At 68.7% G+C, this 17,750-nt stretch carries 13 protein-coding genes and 1 rRNA gene; all 14 read right to left on the bottom strand.

The features are described from left to right. Nucleotides 1-91 (bottom strand): 16S ribosomal RNA (locus tag ABIC25_RS24295); the annotation flags it as partial. 448 nt (nt 92-539) lie between these two features. Further along, a complete protein-coding gene (gene tyrS / locus ABIC25_RS24290) occupies nt 540-1,856 on the bottom strand; it encodes a tyrosine--tRNA ligase (protein ID WP_354563517.1) in 1,317 nt (438 codons plus the stop codon). 87 nt (nt 1,857-1,943) lie between these two features. Beyond that, nucleotides 1,944-2,159: a Trm112 family protein gene (locus tag ABIC25_RS24285; protein WP_033206417.1), complete on the bottom strand. Its 216-nt coding sequence runs from the start codon at nt 2,157-2,159 to the stop codon at nt 1,944-1,946. Between the two features lie 5 nt (nt 2,160-2,164). Next, nucleotides 2,165-5,161, bottom strand: coding sequence for an AMP-binding protein (locus ABIC25_RS24280; protein WP_354563516.1), 2,997 nt, complete (start codon nt 5,159-5,161; stop codon nt 2,165-2,167). 94 nt (nt 5,162-5,255) lie between these two features. Continuing rightward, nucleotides 5,256-6,728, bottom strand: coding sequence for an argininosuccinate lyase (argH, locus tag ABIC25_RS24275; RefSeq protein WP_354563515.1), 1,473 nt, complete (start codon nt 6,726-6,728; stop codon nt 5,256-5,258). Continuing rightward, the gene (locus ABIC25_RS24270) at nt 6,725-7,924 is read right to left on the bottom strand and encodes an argininosuccinate synthase (RefSeq protein WP_004018767.1); all 1,200 of its coding nucleotides are present in this window, start codon (nt 7,922-7,924) and stop codon (nt 6,725-6,727) included. Before ABIC25_RS24270 ends, argH begins: the two co-directional genes overlap by 4 nt. Nucleotides 7,925-8,083: 159 nt before the next feature. Next, the gene (locus ABIC25_RS24265; protein ID WP_004018766.1) at nt 8,084-8,590 is read right to left on the bottom strand and encodes an arginine repressor; all 507 of its coding nucleotides are present in this window, start codon (nt 8,588-8,590) and stop codon (nt 8,084-8,086) included. A 47-nt stretch (nt 8,591-8,637) separates the two neighbouring features. Continuing rightward, nucleotides 8,638-9,561, bottom strand: a complete 924-nt coding sequence (gene argF / locus ABIC25_RS24260; protein WP_004018765.1) for an ornithine carbamoyltransferase — start codon at nt 9,559-9,561, stop codon at nt 8,638-8,640. Continuing rightward, the gene (locus ABIC25_RS24255; protein ID WP_004018764.1) at nt 9,558-10,751 is read right to left on the bottom strand and encodes an acetylornithine transaminase; all 1,194 of its coding nucleotides are present in this window, start codon (nt 10,749-10,751) and stop codon (nt 9,558-9,560) included. The genes argF and ABIC25_RS24255 overlap by 4 nt, the downstream gene beginning before the upstream one ends. Then, the gene (gene argB / locus ABIC25_RS24250; RefSeq protein ID WP_354563513.1) at nt 10,748-11,665 is read right to left on the bottom strand and encodes an acetylglutamate kinase; all 918 of its coding nucleotides are present in this window, start codon (nt 11,663-11,665) and stop codon (nt 10,748-10,750) included. The genes ABIC25_RS24255 and argB overlap by 4 nt, the downstream gene beginning before the upstream one ends. Further along, nucleotides 11,662-12,930, bottom strand: coding sequence for a bifunctional glutamate N-acetyltransferase/amino-acid acetyltransferase ArgJ (argJ, locus tag ABIC25_RS24245; protein WP_354563511.1), 1,269 nt, complete (start codon nt 12,928-12,930; stop codon nt 11,662-11,664). Before argJ ends, argB begins: the two co-directional genes overlap by 4 nt. Beyond that, on the bottom strand, nt 12,927-13,952 hold the full coding sequence (gene argC / locus ABIC25_RS24240; protein ID WP_354563519.1) for an N-acetyl-gamma-glutamyl-phosphate reductase: 1,026 nt from the start codon (nt 13,950-13,952) through the stop codon (nt 12,927-12,929). The genes argJ and argC overlap by 4 nt, the downstream gene beginning before the upstream one ends. A gap of 161 nt (nt 13,953-14,113) precedes the next feature. Next, nucleotides 14,114-16,591 (bottom strand): phenylalanine--tRNA ligase subunit beta, encoded by a 2,478-nt coding sequence (gene pheT / locus ABIC25_RS24235; RefSeq protein WP_354563510.1) that lies wholly within the window; start codon nt 16,589-16,591, stop codon nt 14,114-14,116. Between the two features lie 63 nt (nt 16,592-16,654). After that, the gene (gene pheS / locus ABIC25_RS24230) at nt 16,655-17,707 is read right to left on the bottom strand and encodes a phenylalanine--tRNA ligase subunit alpha (RefSeq protein ID WP_354563508.1); all 1,053 of its coding nucleotides are present in this window, start codon (nt 17,705-17,707) and stop codon (nt 16,655-16,657) included. Between the last annotated feature and the right edge of the window lie 43 nt (nt 17,708-17,750).

Raw genomic sequence — 17,750 nt, 5'->3', positions numbered from 1 at the left:
GTACCCAGCAAGCTGGGCCTTTCCGTTCGACTTGCATGTGTTAAGCACGCCGCCAGCGTTCGTCCTGAGCCAGGATCAAACTCTCCATGAAAAAATGTAGAAACCAAACCGACCCGAAAGCCGACGTTTCAACACAAATGTTTCAACCAGGAAAGCAAAACCTGACCAAATAATCCTCAAAAAAAACTGGCATCAAAAAATAAACTCATCAGCGTCTCGCGACTTCGAGGTCGCGGACACATCATCCAAGCAAACCATCTGACACCAAAAATATGGCATCAAACAATCCACCAACACACTATCGAGTTCTCAAAGAACACACACCCGTCGGACGTCTTCGATGTGAAGCCGGCTCCGACGAGCTTCCCAGAGCGTGATGAATACACACGCTCTTGTTCTCGGGAGTGGCCCCGCACAGGCGGCCCGAGCGAATGGCTCGGGCACTTTTACTTCCCCGGGGCTTGCGGCTCCGGGGGAGTTGCTCTCTGCGGTGCGTCGATTAAGTTACACAGGCGCGAACAACGCGTCAAATCGCCTGGTCAGCGGCCTAGTTTGGCGCCGGCGAAACTCTTCTTGCCGCGACGGACCACCAACCACCGGCCATGGAGCAGGTCGGCATCGGCCGGCTGCCACTCCGGGTCGGAGATCTTGGTGTTGTTCACGTACGCGCCACCCTCCGACACGGCACGACGAGCGGCCTTGTTGCTCTCAGACAGCTTTGTGTCGACGAGCAGTTCGATGATGGTCGGCCGGCGATCGGGGTAGTCGGCGACCGAGGTCTCGCCGAGTGCGGCCGCGAGGGTCGCCTCGTCGAGTTCGTCGAGTTCCGCCCGGCCGAACAGTGCCTGGCTGGCCAACTCGACCGCGTCGGTGTTGGCCTTGCCGTGGATGAGGGTCGTCATCTCGGCGGCGAGGCGGCGCTGCGCCAGGCGCAGGTGCGGGGTCTCGACGGTCGCGCGCTCGAGTTCCTCGATCTCGTCCCGCCCGAGGAATGTGAACCACCGCAGGTAGCGGACGACATCGGCGTCTGCGGTGTTCACGAAGTACTGGTACCAGGAGTAGGGGCTCGTCAGCTCCGGGTCGAGCCACAGACTGCCGCCGCCGGTGGACTTGCCGAACTTCTTGCCGTCCGCGGACGTGACGAGGGGAACGGTCAACGCGTGCAGCGCCGAGCCGTCGAGGCGTCGGGCCAGGTCGACCCCGCCGACGATGTTCCCCCACTGATCGGAGCCACCGATCTGGAGCGTGCATCCGTACCGGCGATGGAGCTCGACGAAGTCGTTCGACTGCAGGAGCAGGTAACTGAACTCGGCGTAGCTCATGCCGTCGGCGTCGAGACGACGCTTCACCGTGTCTCGGGCGAGCATCACGTTCACCGAGAAGTGCTTGCCCAGATCGCGCAGGAACTCGATCGCCGACAGCTGACCGGTCCAGTCGAGGTTGTTGACCACCACCGCACCTGTCGGGGAGTCGGCGATGTCGACGAATCGTCGGAGCTGCGCGTCGATGCGTCCGGCCCACTCGGCGACGGTGTCGGCCGAGTTCATCGTCCGCTCCCCCACGTCACGGGGGTCACCGATCAGACCGGTGGCTCCGCCGGCGAGGACGATCGGACGATGGCCGGCGAGCTGGAACCGCTTGAGGGTCAACAGCGGTACGAGGTGTCCGGCGTGCAGACTCGCCGCTGTCGGATCGAACCCCGCGTACAGGGTGACCGGCCCGTTCGAGAGGGCATCACCCAGGGCAGCCAGATCGGTGGACTGAGCGATCAGCCCACGCCAGTGCAGCTCGTCGAGGATGTCGACGGTTGCGGGAACGGCGGTCGGCTCGGGGGTCTCGACGTTGTCAGCACTCACCCCTCGATCTTGTCATCCGACGAGATCGGGTCGCGGGTGAGGTGAGGCGCGCCGGAGCCCGGCACCCGGACCCGACCGACGATCGGACTACTTCGAGGAGACGATGCGCTCGTGCTCGGCGTCGTCGACCGCCCGCGCCTCGTCGACCAACATCACCGGGATGCCGTCGGAGTCGATGCGGTACGCGACATGCAGCCGCGGGTTGTAGAGCTCGTCGCCGGCGTCGATCAGCGGACCGTGGTCCTGCGGGCAGGCCAGGCGTTCGCGCACGATCGGGTCGATGGCCTCAGCGCGTGTCGTCACCCCGATCACCCTAGGGCATCGCTCGTCCGGGAGCCGGTCCAGTCCAGCTTCTCCGCCACGGTCCGGGTGTACCTGCGGTAGCGGCCGTCATCGTCCCGGTACCAGACGCGCGCGCCGGGTTTCGGCAGTCCCTCCTCCACCAAGCCGGTGCTCAGCGGACGGAAGGACGCCGACTTCGGGATCTCCTCGACGACGTGGATCAGGTGAGGTCGGGCGTCGGCTCGGTACTCCCCCAGCGCGATCCGCAGTTGGCTGACCGTGAGCGAGTCCGGTTTGACTCCGGGCCGAAGGGTCATCGCGGCGACGACGACCTGGTGTCCGGGTTCGCCGACGCCGTACACGACGACCTGGTCGACACTCTTGAGCCGCGAGAGCGCGTGCGTGAGGGGCGGGATGAACACCGGCCCGTCGGCGGTTCGCAGCACGCGGTCGGTCGCCCCGAGGAAGTACAGGTCGCCGTCGGCGTCCCGGACGAACAGGTGTCCCGACACCTCCCACCGGTCCCGCGTCGTGAAGACGTCGCGAAGGACCGTCCCGTTGGTGTCGAACTTGTGCTTCGCCTTGGCCAGGAGCAGACCGGGCTCCCCCGTCTCGGCTCGCCGGACGAAGCCGGAGTCGTCGATGAGCAACCGGTCGCCGACGATGTCGTAGGCCGCGACCTCGACGGGATTGGTCTCCGGCAGCGGCCGGCCGACGGAGGAGAGTTTGTCCCCGGACACGTTCGCGAGGATCGCCGAACCGTCGGCGGTGGCGAAGAACTCGAGGATGCGCGCGCGAGGGAAGCTGGCGCACACGTCCTCCCACAGTCCCGCCGACATGCCGGAGCCCATGAACAACCGGATCGGGTTGTGCTGGTTGATGTGGAAGTCGGGGTCGCGCACGATGCCGCTGAGCATCGACCACGTGTAGGACACGACGGTGATCCCGTACCGCTGCACCTCCACCGCGAAGTTCGCGGGATCGATGCCGTTGGACAGCGCAATGCGTGAGCGCCCGACGACCGTCGCGCCCAGCGTCGTGAGCAGTCCCGACGCATGGTGCAGCGGAGGCAGGCAGTACACGGTGTCGCGGTCGGTGAGCGCCGCCGCCGACGCCGCGCCGAAGGCCGACATCGCGAACCGGTGGTTGGTCACCGGCCAGGGGACGAGTTTGCCGTACGCACGGCTGAACAGGATGAATGCGAGATCTCCCGCGAGCCCGGGATCGGGTCGGTACCAGGTCGGCATGACGACCTTGTCGGGGTCGATGCGCTCCATGTCGACGATAGATGTCCCGTCGGCACCGTCGATCGCACGGGAATCGCCACTCCCGCCGCCGAGCACCAGCACCCGGTCCGAGGCGGCGGTCGCGAGGTCGAGGTTGGTGGGATCGGTGACGATCACCGAACTGTCGGCGAGCCGCATCATCTCGCGGACGTCGGCATCCGCGGCGAGCAGCACCGCCACCGCCCCCAGGCGGGAGAGCGCGGCGATGACTACCAGGGCGCTGGGCCGGGTGTCCATCAGCACACCGATGTGCTGGCCCGGACGGATGCAGCAGTCGACGAGGCCGGCGACCACGTTGTCGATGCGTGCGTTCACCTGGGCGTGGGTGAGCACGCGGTTCTCGAAGAGGAACAGCTCACTGTCGCCGCCGCGTTTGGTGTTCTCGGCCATCAGTTTCGAGAGGGAGATGCGCGTCCCGCTCTGGATCTGTCCGAGGCGGAACAGTCGTGGCACTGTCCGCACCGATTCCGACGCCACCGCCCGCGAGGTCCGTTGCAGGGAGTTGGCCAGACCGAGCAGTTCGCGCGACGCAGCGGTGCCGGCGTCGGCCACCGAGCCCACTCCGTGCGTGATGCGCGAGGACAGACTGACCCCGCCGCCGTGACCCGGTTCGACGAGCGACATCTCGGTGATGAGTTCGGGGCGCGGACCGTTGTCGGAGAGCCAGTTCACCCAGTCGGAGGTCGTCGGCCAGGTGTGCTCGCCGGCCGCGCTGCCGACCACGAGTCCGAAATGTCCGACCGGGAGCGCGGATTCGTAGACCTCGGCGTCGGGCGCGGCCCTGACTATCCCGCGCACCGCCGCGGGTTGGCCGATGTCGTCGGCATCGCCGACGAACGCGAGGACCGGGCAGGTGATCTCGGCGAGCGAGACGAGGTCGCCGTTGATCACGAAGCCCCCGGACACCATCCGGTTGTGCGCCACGAACTGCCGCAGCAGCTCGGCGATCGCCGGGCCCGACCAGGCGACCCAGCCGTCGGCTTCGAGGAAGCGGCGCTGGTCCTCACGTGGCAGGAGTGCCTCGCGGTCGTGTAGTCGACGGAGGAAGTCGATCCGGCTGCGCACCGTCTTCACCGGGTCGAGTAGCTGAAAGCCGGTGCGCGCCATCCAATCCCGCACCCAGAGATTGCGTGAGAAAGCCTTGTCCGCCAGGAATTCGGCCGCCGGCGCCACCAGGCCGGCGGGCAGCCCCAGGGGCAGCGCGGCGAGCACGTCCACCGGGCTGCCGAAGGTGATCAGACTCGCGATCCCCTTGGATCGGCGATACGCCGCGGTCTGGTACGCGAACATGCCGCCCTGGGAGTAACCGGCCAGGTGGATGTCGCGCCCGGTGGCCTCGACGATCAGGTCGATCGCCCGGCTGATGGCGACCACGTGGTCGGCGAGGTTCCGTTCCATCCCCCCTTCTTCGGAGTCCGGCGATCCGAAATCGACGACCCACGGCGTGATGCCGTTGCGGTGCAGGATGGAAACCGCACCATTGTGTCCGGTCACGTCATAGACGTTGGCCGACACCATCATCGGCGGCACCAGAACGATGTTGGGGCCGGTCGACGGATCGTTCGGGAAATACCGGCGCAGCCGGAACATCTTGTGCGTCTCGACCACCGCGAACGGTGCCGGCTCGGTACCTGTCTCCAGTCCGCCGAACCGCAACACCTCGAGGCCGTTCTGCGCGGTGGCCAACACTCTGCCGACCACCCCCGCGATATCGGGGCCCCCGTCCCACACCGCCATCGTGTCGATCCTCCAGTCGTCGGTGTCCCGGTCTCACCCGCGTGTCGAACACACCGCGTCGGTGACACAGGTCACTGTACTCAGTCGTACCGGATCAGCGTCGCCCGCCGGGCCCAGCAGTCCAACGAGTCCGCAGATCGTTGGTCGCAGCCGTCACCACCTTGATCTGTCGCTGCACCTGCTCGGGCGCGGTACCGCCGTGCGCGCTGCGCGATTCGACCGAACCGCGCACCGTCAGGACCTCGCGCACGGCCGCCGTCAGCGCGGGATGCACACCGGCCAGCGTCGCGTCGTCGAGCTCGTCCAGGCCGACGCCGCGTGATTCCGCCTCGCGGACACAGGCGCCCGCGGCCTCGTGCGCGACGCGGAACGGCACGCCCTGCCGGACCATCCACTCGGCGATGTCGGTGGCCAGGGTGAAGCCCGCCGGAGCGAGTTCGGCCATGCGGTCGGTGTGGAACTCCAGCGTCGAGACCAGTCCGGTCACCGCCGGCAGCAACAGCTCCAGCTGGGCGACCGCGTCGAAGACCGGTTCCTTGTCCTCTTGGAGGTCGCGGTTGTAGGCCAGCGGTTGTGCCTTGAGTGTCGCGAGCAACCCGGTCAGGTCACCGATGAGCCGCCCGGCCTTGCCGCGCATCAGCTCGGCGACGTCCGGGTTCTTCTTCTGCGGCATGATCGAGCTGCCGGTGGACCACGCATCGGCGAGCGTCACATAGCCGAACTCCGGTGTGCTCCAGATGATCACCTCTTCGGACAACCGGGAGAGGTCCACCGCGATCATCGCGAACACGAACGCGGCCTCGGCGGCGAAGTCACGCGCCGAGGTGGCGTCGATCGAGTTCTCGGCGGGCGCGTCGAAACCGAGGTCGGCCGCGATCGCCGCCGGATCCAGCCCGAGCGACGAGCCGGCGAGTGCACCGGAACCGTACGGCGACACCGCTGTCCGACGATCGGCGTCGGCGAGCCGATCGATGTCGCGCAGCAACGGCTGTGCATGTGCCAGCAGATGATGCCCCAGCAGGACCGGTTGCGCCGCCTGCAGATGGGTCTTGCCCGGCATGATCGCGTCCGGATGGGCGGCCGCCTGCGCGGTCAGCGCCTCGACGACGTCGAGCACCCCGAGCGCCACCCGACGCATCGCGGCGCGCAGCCACATCCGGAACAGGGTCGCGACCTGATCGTTGCGCGACCGTCCCGCGCGTAGCCGGCCACCGAGTTCGGGGCCGACCCGCTCGATCAGCCCGCGTTCGAGGGCGCCGTGGACGTCCTCGTCGGACTCGGCCGGTCCGAAACTGCCGTCCGCGACATCGGCGGCGAGACGATCGAGACCGTCGATCATCCCGGTGAGGTCGTCAGCCGTGAGCAGCCCGGCCTTGTTCAGGACGCGGGCGTGCGCCTTCGACGCCTCGATGTCGAACGAGGCCAACGCCCAGTCGAAGTGGGTCGACTTGCTGAGCGCGGCCATCGCCTCGGCCGGGCCACCGGCGAAACGACCACCCCAGAGCGAACCCTGGTTGGTCGTCCCACCCGTCTCCGGGCCGCTACCGCCGCCGGTGCCCGCACTCACAGATTCAGGTCCCGCTTCGCGGCGATCTTCGACGACAGGCCGTGCAGCTCGACGAAGCCGCGCGCGGCGGACTGATCGAAGGTGTCGCCCTCGTCGTAGGTGGCGAGGTTGAAGTCGTAGAGCGACTCGGAGCTGCGGCGACCGGTGGCGGCGATGGTGCCGCCGTGCAGGGTCAGCCGGATCTCGCCCGTCACGTGCTCCTGCGTCGAGGCGACGAAGGAGTCCAGCGACCGCTTCAGCGGCGAGAACCACAGACCGTCGTACACCAGCTCGGCCCACTTCTGGTCGGTGCCGCGCTTGTAGCGCCCCAGCTCGCGCTCGAGGGTCACGTGTTCGAGCTCCTCGTGCGCGCGGATGAGGACCATGGCGCCGGGAGCCTCGTACACCTCACGGCTCTTGATGCCCACGAGCCGATCCTCGACGACGTCGAGTCGTCCGACGCCCTGCGCACCCGCGCGTCGGTTGAGTTCCTGGATGGCCTCGAGCACGCTCACCGGACGTCCGTCGATGCTGACCGGGCGGCCCTTGTCGAAGCCGATGATGACCTCGTCGGGGGAATTCCAGTTGACGGTCGGATCCTCGGTGTAGTCGTAGACGTCCTTGGTGGGAGCGTTCCACAGATCCTCGAGGAAGCCGGTCTCCACCGCACGACCCCACACGTTCTGGTCGATGGAGAAGGGCGACTTCTTGGTCACGTTGATCGGGATGTCGTTCTCGCCGGCGAAGGCGATGGCCTTCTCGCGGGTCCACGCGTAGTCGCGGACCGGGGCGAGTACCTGCAGATCCGGTGCGAGAGTGGCGAACCCGACCTCGAAGCGTACCTGGTCGTTGCCCTTGCCGGTGCATCCGTGGGCCACGACGGTGCCGCCGTGATCGCGGGCCGCGGTGACGAGGTGCTTGGCGATCAGCGGCCGGGACAGTGCCGAGACGAGCGGGTACCGGTCCATGTAGAGCGCGTTCGAGGTGATCGCGCCGAGGCAGTACTCGTCGGCGAACTCGTCGCGGGCGTCCACCACAACGGCCTCGACCGCGCCGCAGTCCAGTGCGCGCTGCCGGATGACCTCCATGTCCTCGCCGCCCTGACCGAGGTCCAGGGCCACGGCGACGACCTCTTTGCCGGTCTCCTTCTGGATCCAGCTGATCGCGACCGAGGTGTCCAGGCCGCCCGAGTATGCGAGTACGACACGTTCTGCCATGAGGTGAAGCTCCTGTTCTGCGCGTTGACCGAGTCCATCATCGGCCCCGGTGTTCCGGCGACACCGTCCGGGTACCGATTGGCGGTGTCGCGGCTGTTCGTTTGGTGTGGTCTGTCTGTTCTGTGCTGGTCGGCTGGTTCGGTTCAGGTCCGGGCGCCGCTACACGAGTCCCTCGATCCGCCGCGCGAGCCCGGCGCCGTCGAGCGGTTCGCGAGCCACCACGAAGATCGTGTCGTCCCCGGCGATCGTCCCGACGACGTCGGGCAGGCGTGCCCGGTCGAGGGCGGCCGCGAGGTAGTGCGCGGCGCCCGGAGGCGTGCGCAGCACCGCGAGGTTGCCGCTGCTGTCGGTCGACACCAGGAGGTCGGAGACCAGCCTGCCGAGTCGGTCGGTACCGCCGGACACGCCGCGGACGGGCGAACCGTCCTCGGGAACGACGTACACGCCAGCCCCGCCGTCTGCCGCGCGCAGCTTCACCGCGCCGAGCTCGTCGAGGTCGCGCGACAGGGTGGCCTGCGTGGCGTCGACGCCCTCCTCGGCGAGCAGCCGCTGCAGTTCGGACTGGCTGCGGACCTGATGCGTGGACAGGATCTCGATGATCCGCGCATGGCGTCCCGCCCGGGTGGCGGCCAGCCGGCTCTCCGAGGGTTCGGCCCCGGCGGTCATCGTGGATTCCCGGTCATGACGAGCTCCTGCTCACTGCGATTCGCGAGTCACTGGTGCTCCAGCAGCCAGATCAGCAGGGCCTTCTGCGCGTGCAGGCGGTTCTCCGCCTCGTCGAACACGACGCTGCGCGGCCCGTCGATGACCGATGCGGTGATCTCGTCGCCGCGATGTGCCGGCAGGCAGTGCAGCACGATCGCGTCGTCGGCGGCGTGCGCGAGCAGCGCGTCGTTGATCTGGTACGGACGGAACGGCGCGGTGCGGTCCTTGCCGTCGTCCTCGTGCCCCATCGAGACCCAGGTGTCGGTCACCAGGACATCGGCACCGGTGGACGCGGCGACGGGATCGCCGACGAGCTCCACCGAACCACCCGTCTGCGCCGCGCGGCGCTCGGTGTCGGCGATGACGCCGGGATCCGGCTGGAAGCCGTCCGGTGCACTGATCCGAACGTGCATCCCGGCGGTGACACCGCCCAGGGCGAGCGAGTGCGCCATGTTGTTGGCGCCGTCACCCAGGTAGGTCATCGTGAGGCCGGCGGGAGAACCCTTGTGCTCGATGATCGTCTGCAGGTCGGCGAGCACCTGGCACGGGTGGAACTCATCGGAGAGGGCGTTGACGACCGGGACCGTGGCGGCCGACGACAGCGCATCGAGTCGATCCTGGCCGAAGGTGCGCCACACGATCGCGTCGACGAACCGGGACAGCACGAGGCCGGTGTCCTCCAGCGTCTCCTCGCGCCCGAGCTGCGTGGTGCGGCCGTCGACCACGACGGCGTGCCCGCCGAGTTGGGCGATGCCGACCTCGAAGGAGAAGCGGGTGCGGGTCGAGTTCTTGTCGAAGATGACGCCGACTCCGCGAGGTCCCTCCAGCGGTCGGAAGTCGAACGGCTTCGCCTTGACCTCGGCGGCGAGGGCGAGCACCTCGGCCTGTTCGGCCGGGGACAGGTCGTCGTCACGCAGGAAATGTCGGGTCACGCCTTGTCTCCCTCGGTCGATGTGGCGGCGGTGTCGAGCAGTCCCGGCAAAGCAGCCACGAAGCTCTGGCCCTCCTCTTCGGTGAGGATCAGCGGCGGCGCCAGCCGTAGGACGTCGGGTGCGGGCGCGTTGATGAGGAACCCCGCATCCCGGGCCGCGGCCTCGACGCGCTGCGACAACGGCTGGGTCAGCACCACGCCGAGCAACAGACCGGCGCCCCGGACATGGGAGACCAGCGGGTGCTGCAGGTCCTCGATGCCGGCGGCGATCGACTTGCCCACCGCCGCAACGGAGTCGACGAGACCCTCGGAGTCGATGACGCGCAGTACGGCGAGCGCGGCTGCGGCACTGACGGGATTGCCGCCGAAGGTGGTGCCGTGCTGGCCCGGTTCGAACAGGTCGGCCGCGCGGCCGGTGGCGATGCACGCCCCGATCGGCAGTCCCCCGCCCAGTCCCTTGGCCAGGGTCATCACGTCGGGGACGATGCCGACCTGCTGGTGGGCGAAGAAGGTGCCGGTCCGGGCCACCCCCGTCTGGACCTCGTCCAGGATCAACAGCGCGCCACGCTCTTCGGTGATCCGGCGAGCCGCGGCCAGATAATCCGCGGGCGGGACGATGACGCCCGCCTCACCGAGGATCGGTTCGAGGATGACCGCCGCTGTGCGGTCGGAGACCACCGCGTCGAGAGCGTCGATGTCCCCGTAGGGGACGAAGCGGACGCCGGCGGGCATCGGCTCGAACGGCTCCCGTTTCGCCGGCTGACCGGTCATGGCGAGCGCACCCATCGTGCGGCCGTGGAAGGCCTTCTCCGCCGCGACGATCTCCGGCCGCCCGGTCCGCCGGGCGAGCTTGAAGGCCGCCTCGTTGGCCTCGGTCCCGGAGTTGCAGAAGAAGGCGCGGCCCGGGTGGCCGAAACGGTCGAGCAACTTCTCGGCGAGTTCGACGACCGGCGGGGCGATGTACAGGTTCGACACGTGCCCGAGCGTCTGGAGCTGGGTGGTCACCGCCTCGACGATCGCCGGGTGCGCATGGCCGAGTGCGTTGACCGCGATCCCGCCGAGGAGGTCGAGGTAGCGCTTGCCGTCGGCGTCGGTCACATGGGCGCCCGATCCGCCGACGAGGGCGATCGCCGGTGTGCCGTAGTTGTTCATCAGCGACTGTGCCCAGCGCTGTTGCAGTGGCGCGGTCATGATTCCTCCTCCGGTACGACGACGGTGGTGCCCGTCGAGCTCTCGGTCAGCAGTTCGGCGAGCACGGAATGTGCCACGCGGCCGTCGATCACGTGGGCACGGTCGACGCCACCGGTGACCGCGCGCAGACAGGCCTCCATCTTGGGGACCATGCCCGAGTCGAGTGACGGCAACAGTCCGGTCAGTGTGTCGGTGTCGATCCGGGACACCAGGGATCCGCGATCGGGCCAGTTCGTGTACAGACCCTCGACGTCGGTGAGCATCACCAGTCGGGACGCACCGAGCGCCTCGGCCAGCGCCCCGGCGGCGGTGTCGGCGTTGATGTTGTGGACCACGCCGTCGCGGTCCGGGGCGATCGTGGAGACGACCGGGATACGGCCGGCGGCGACCAGATCCAGAACCGCCGAGGTGTTGACCGACGCGATGTCGCCGACGAGGCCGATGTCGGTCGGAACCCCCTCGACGAGCACCGTCCGCCGCGCCGCGGTGAACAGGTGTGCGTCCTCGCCGGTGATGCCGACGGCGTACGGGCCGTGCGAGTTGATCAACCCGACGAGTTCGCGCCCGACCTGTCCGAACAGCACCATCCGGGCCACGTCCATCACTTCGGGGGTCGTGACCCGGAACCCGCCCTTGAACTCTCCGGCGAGCCCCAGCCGCTTCAGCATCGCCGAGATCTGCGGGCCGCCACCGTGAACCACCACGGGGTGCATCCCACATGCGCGCAGGAACACCATGTCCGCGGCGAACGCCTTCTTCAGCTCGTCGTCGACCATGGCATTGCCGCCGTACTTGACGACGACGGTCGCGCCCGCGAGTCGTTGCAGCGCGGGCAGCGCCTCGGCGAGGACCGTCGCCTTCGCGAGACCGGCGGCGGGGTCGATCGGGTGGACTCCCGATGTCGTCTCGCTCATGACGAGTACGCCGAGTTCTCTTCGACGTACGCGTGCGAGAGGTCGGTGGTCCGGACGCTCGCCGCGGACTCTCCCAGCTTCAGGTCGACGACGACGGCGATGTCGGTGCCCGACAAGTCCACGTCCCGTGCGCCTTCGACGCCGAACCCGTTCTCGCACACCGGACTGCCGTTGAACGACACCGCGATGCGATCAGGGTCGATGGTGACCGGCGTCGCGCCGACCGCGGCCAGTACCCGACCCCAGTTCGGATCCGAACCGAACAGGGCGGTCTTGACGAGCGAGTCGCGTGCGACGGCCCGGGCGACCGTCAGCGCATCGTCCTCGGTGTGTGCACCGGAGACCGTGATGACGACCCGCTTCGTGACGCCCTCCGCGTCGGCCATCATCTGCGCGGCGAGATCGTCGCAGACGGCGAAGACCGCGTCGTCCAGGTCGGTCTGGTCGACTGGGATCTGGCTGGCGCCCGAACTCAGCAGCAGCACCGTGTCGTTCGTCGAACACGAGCCGTCGATGTCCAACCGGTCGAACGTGCGTGCCGTCGCCCTGCGCAAGGCGGTGTCGAGTTGTTCGGCGGTCGCACTGGCGTCGGTCGTGAGGACCACCAGCATGGTGGCCAGCGACGGCGCGAGCATCCCCGCGCCCTTACCCATGCCGCCGACGTTCCACCCCTGCGGGTGATGCAGCGCAGCCTGTTTGGGGACGGTGTCGGTGGTCATGATCGCGTGCGCGGCATCCGTCCCGCCGGACAGACCGCCACCCATGTCCTGGACGATCTCGGTGACCCCCGCCAGGACCTTGTCCATCGGCAGTCGATCGCCGATCAGGCCGGTCGAGCAGACCGCGACCTCGACCGCGCCGGTACTCGTCCCCCAGTTGCTGAGCGCGTCGGCCACCGCCTCCGCGGTCCGGTGGGTGTCCTGGAACCCGCCCGGGCCCGTACAGGCATTCGCACCACCGGAATTCAGGACGACAGTGCGCAGCCGGCCGGTGGTGAGGACCTGCTGCGACCACAGCACGGGCGCGGCCTTCACCTGGTTGCGGGTGAAGACGCCGGCAGCGGCGTAGTCGGGCCCCTCGTTGAAGACCAGAGCGAGATCGGGGGCGCCGGAGACCTTGATCCCGGCGGCTATGCCGGCAGCTCGGAAGCCGAGGGGCGCCGTGACACCCTGGCCCCGCACGAGCCGCGGGTGATCGCCGGGCGCACCACCTTCGATCCGATCCTGCTCTGTTCCCGCGCTGTCGGTCTGTCCGGTTCCGGTCACGGTGCCACTCCCACGGTGCTCAGTCCCTCGTTCTCGGTCCAGCCCAGCGCCAGGTTCATCGATTGGACCGCGGCGCCGCCGGTCCCCTTGGTGAGGTTGTCCACCGCACCGACGACCACGAGGGTCCCGGCGCGTTCGTCGACGGTGACGCCGAGCTGCACGGCGTTCGACCCGATGACCGATCCGGTCGCGGGCAGTCTGCCCTCCGGCAGCACGTGCACGAATTCCTCGTCGGCATAAGCCTTCTCATACACCGCGCGTGCCTCGGCGGCCGATGCACCGGTCCGCGCGGTGCACGTGGCGAGGATGCCCCGCGCCATCGGCGCCAGGATCGGCGTGAACGAGACCGTCACCGGCTGCTCGGCCGCAGCCGAGAGGGCCTGGGAGATCTCCGGCGTGTGCCGATGGACGCCGCCGACTCCGTACGCGCGCGCGGACCCGATGACCTCCGAGGCCAGCAGATCGACCTTCGGAGACCGGCCGGCACCCGAGGCGCCGCTCACGGCGACCACCGTGACATGCGGGTCCGCGATCCCGGCCGCGATGGCCGGCAGCAACGACAGGATCGACACCGTCGGATAGCAGCCGGGTACCGCGACCCGGCTCGCATCCTTGAGGACCTCCCGATTGCCGGGCAGCTCGGGCAGACCATAGGGCCACGTCCCGGCATGATCGCCGCCGTAGTAGGCGGTCCACTCGCCTGCGTCCCGCAACCGGAAGTCCGCACCGCAGTCGATGATAAGTGTGGTCGGCGGCAGTGTGTCGGCGATCACCGCCGACGCGCCGTGCGGCAAGCCCAGGAAGACGACGTCGTGTCCGGCGAGGACCTCCGGGGTCGTGTCCTCCAGCACCCGATCGGCCAACGGCAACAGGTGCGGGTGATGGGTCCCCAGGGGCGTGCCGGCATTGCCGCCCGCGGTGAGTGCACCGATCTCGAGGTCACCCGATCGCAGGCGGGGGTGCCCGCACAACAGCCGGAGGATCTCGCCACCCGCATAGCCGCTCGCACCGGCCACCGCCACCTTCACACCGCTGGTCGACCGCAGTTCGTCGTCGGTCGAGCGCAGTTCCCCGCTGGTTGAGCGCAGTTCGCTGCTGGTTGAGCTTGTCGAAGCCATGTTGATCATTATGCAGCAGGATGCAAATCAATTCACGGCGGGGTGGTTCCCGCGCTGGGACCGGGTCAGCGCAGACGGGCACCCACCCGCGAGGCCGCGGCGTCGACGGCGGCCAGTTTGGCCTCGTTGGCCTCGTCCTCGGTGAGAGTCCGATCGGCCGCGCGGAATCGCAGCGAGAACGTCAGCGACTTGTTGCCCGCGCCGACCTGCTCCCCGGTGAAGACGTCGAACAATGCGATGTCCTCGAGCAGGTCGCCGGCACCTTCGCGGAGTGCGGCCTGGACGTCCGCGGCCGGGACCTCACCGCCGACCACGACGTTGACGTCCTGCAGGACAGCCGGGAACACCGACACCGACGGCGCCGGGAGTCGCTGGTCCAGGGGAAGCGCATCGATGTCGATCTCCACGGCGCAGGTCCGCTTGGGCAGGTGCGCCCGCTCCAGCACAGCCGGATGCAGCTCGCCCGCGTAACCGACCGTGCGGCCGTCGACCGTGAGCCGCGCACAGCGGCCCGGATGCCACGGCCGGTGATCGTCGGCGGTGAGCTCGACGGTCACCCCCGCCGCCCGGCCGATCGTGCGGGCCGCCTCGAAGGCGTCGAGGTGATCGGCAGCGCGTCCCGGCCCCCAGGGCCCGGCGGGATCGCGCAATCCGGTGAGCACGACGCCGACGTGCAGCGGCTGATGCGGCAGTGAGGCGTCGAGTGCGGCGATCTCCTCGTCGGTCGGGCGACGCGTCACATCGAGCGCGTCGACAGCGGCCACGTGATCACCGGCGATGACGACCTGTCCGATCGTGAACAGCGACAGGTCACGCTGTCCGCGGGCGATGTTGCGCGCCGCCATCTCCAGGAGGCCCGGAAGCAGAGTGGTGTTCAGTTCCGGACGGTCGGACTCGAGCGGATTGAGGACCTTGACGGTGCGTCGGCGTTCGTCGTCGGCCGGGAGGTCCCACAGGTCGAAGACGCCGGACGGCATGAACGGGTACGGCAAGACCTCGACGTAGCCGTCGAGCGCCAGGGTGCGGCCGACGCTGCGTCGACGACGTTGAACCGGGGTGAGCCCGGTGCCGCCCGGCGCCCGGGGCACCACTGCGGGGATGTCCTCGAGGCCTTCGAGCCGGAGGACCTCCTCCACGAGGTCGGCGCGCTGCCGGAGGTCGGGTCGCCACGAGGGCGGGAACACGTCGAGCTCGTCGGTTCCGGTCACCACGCAGCCGACCTCGGTCAGCCTGGTCAGGGTGGTGCCGGGCGGATACCCGATACCCGCGACGCGATCGGGTTCGTCGGCCGGGATCGAGATCGTCGACCGGATCGGGGTCTGGACGTGCGTCTCCGACAGCGGTGAGGCGACCCGCCCGCCGGCGATCTCGACGATCAGCCGGGCCGCACGGTCGGAGGCCACCGCGGTGATCTCCGGGTCGACGACCCGCTCGAATCTCTTGCTGGCCTCCGATGTCAGCTTGTGGCGCTTCGCGGTGCGGAAGACCCGAACCGGGTCGAACGTCGCCGACTCCAGCAGCACTGTGGTGGTCTCCGGCCCCACCTCGGTGCTCGCGCCGCCCATGACGCCGGCCAGGGCGATCGGCCCGGTGTCGTCGGTGATCAGCACATCCTCGGGGTCGAGGACGCGCACGGTGTCGTCGAGGGTGGTGAGCTTCTCCCCCGGTTGTGCCGAACGGACGGAGACGGTGCCCGTGATCCGGTCGGCGTCGAAGGCGTGCAGTGGCTGCCCGAGCTCGATCATCACGTAGTTGGTGATGTCGACGATCGCCGAGATCGGGCGGATCCCCGCGACCATGAGCCGCTTCTGCATCCACCACGGCGAGATGGCCGTGGGGTCGACGCCGGTGATCACCCGCGCGGTGTAGCGCGTGGCGCCGGAGTTCTCGTCGATGGCGACGGGCCACGCCGGGACCGAACCGTCGTCCGGCAGGTCCGCCGATCGCAGTCCCGGATCGACGAACGGAACCCCGAAGCTGCCGGCGAGTTCGCGCCCGAGTCCGCGCACCGAGAACGCGTAACCGCGGTCCGGCGTCACGTTCACGTCGATGGCCGCGTCGTCGAGTCCGAGCACCTCGCGGGCGTCGGCACCGGGCTCGGCGGTTCCGGGCGCGAGGACGAGGATGCCGCTGTGATCGGTACCGATTCCCAGCTCGGAGACCGAACAGATCATGCCGTCGGAAACGCGTCCATAGGTCTTGCGCGAGGCGATCTCGAACGGACCGGGGAGCACGACGCCGGGCAGGGCCGCGACGATCAGATCACCCTCGGCGAAGTTGCGTGCACCGCAGACGATTCCGCGTGGCTCGGCCTCACCGACCGCGACCGTGCAGAACCGGATCGGCTTCTTGAACTCGGTGAGTTCCTCGATGGTCTCGACGCGACCGATCACGAGCGGGCCGGTGATCTCCGGGAACTGCTCGATGTCCTCGATCTCGAAACCCACGCGGACGAAACCGGCGTCGATCTCCTCGGTCGTGGCCGACCACTGCGGGTCGCCGGCGCGGAGGACCTCGGTGTACCAGGACTGTGGTGCACGCACTGTGTATCAACTACTTTCGTCGCGTCGTGAGAAGTCGGCGGGGTCGGTCCGGGCCGGACGAGGTCAGGCGGCCGGACCGAACGGGAGGGTGAAGCGGATGTCACCCTCGACCATGTCGCGCATGTCGGAGATGTCGTTGCGGAACTGCAGGGTCCGTTCCAGACCCATGCCGAACGCAAATCCCGAGTAGACGTCCGGGTCGATTCCGCTGGCGCGCAACACATTCGGGTTGACCATGCCGCAACCGCCCCACTCCACCCAGCCCGGCCCGCCCTTCTTGGCGGGGAACCACACGTCGACCTCGGCGGAGGGTTCGGTGAACGGGAAGTAGCTCGCCCGCATGCGGGTCGTCGTCTCCGGCCCGAAGAGCGCACGGGCGAAGGTCTCGAGGGTGCCGCGCAGGTTGGCGAGCGTGAGTCCCTTGTCGACGGCGAGGCCCTCGATTTGATGGAACACCGGGGTGTGGGTCGCGTCGAGTTCGTCGGTACGGAACGTACGGCCGGGGCACGCGACGTAGATGGGCAGGTCGCGGCTCAGCATGGAGCGGACCTGCACCGGTGAGGTGTGCGTCCGCAGGACCTGCCGGGACCCCTCGGGTGCGATGTAGAAGGTGTCCTGCATGGACCGTGCGGGGTGATCGGGGAGGAAGTTCAGCGCGTCGAAGTTGTGATGCTCGGTCTCGACCTCCGGGCCCTCCGCGATCTCCCAGCCCATGCCGACGAACACGTCGGCCACCTGCTCGGCGATCACGGTGATGGGATGGCGTGCACCCACCGGACGTCGGCCGCTCGGCAACGTCACGTCGATGGATTCGGCGACGAGCACCGCCGCGTCGCGCTCGGCGTCGAGGACGGCGGTCCGCGCCTCCAATGCCGCCGACACCCGGCCGCGGACCTGATTCACCAGCTTGCCCGCCTCGGAGCGCTGATCCTTGGGGATGGAGCCCAGCGCGCGTCGGGCGAGCGCGATCGGCGAACGATCGCCGAGGTGCGCCGACTTGGCCGCCGCGAGCTGATCGAGGTCGGCCGCCGCCTCGAACGCCGCGATCGCCGCCGAGGCGGCCGTCTCGAGGTCGTCGGGTCCCGGGAATGCCGTTGCGTCGGCGGAAGTGGCCACGGTGGGCGTGCTCCTCATGCGTCGATCGGTGGATGGTCGGCAT

This window comes from Gordonia sp. PvP123, assembly GCF_040547295.1.
GTDB lineage: Bacteria > Actinomycetota > Actinomycetes > Mycobacteriales > Mycobacteriaceae > Gordonia > Gordonia terrae.
This window is presented reverse-complemented; position numbering and strand designations above follow the sequence as displayed.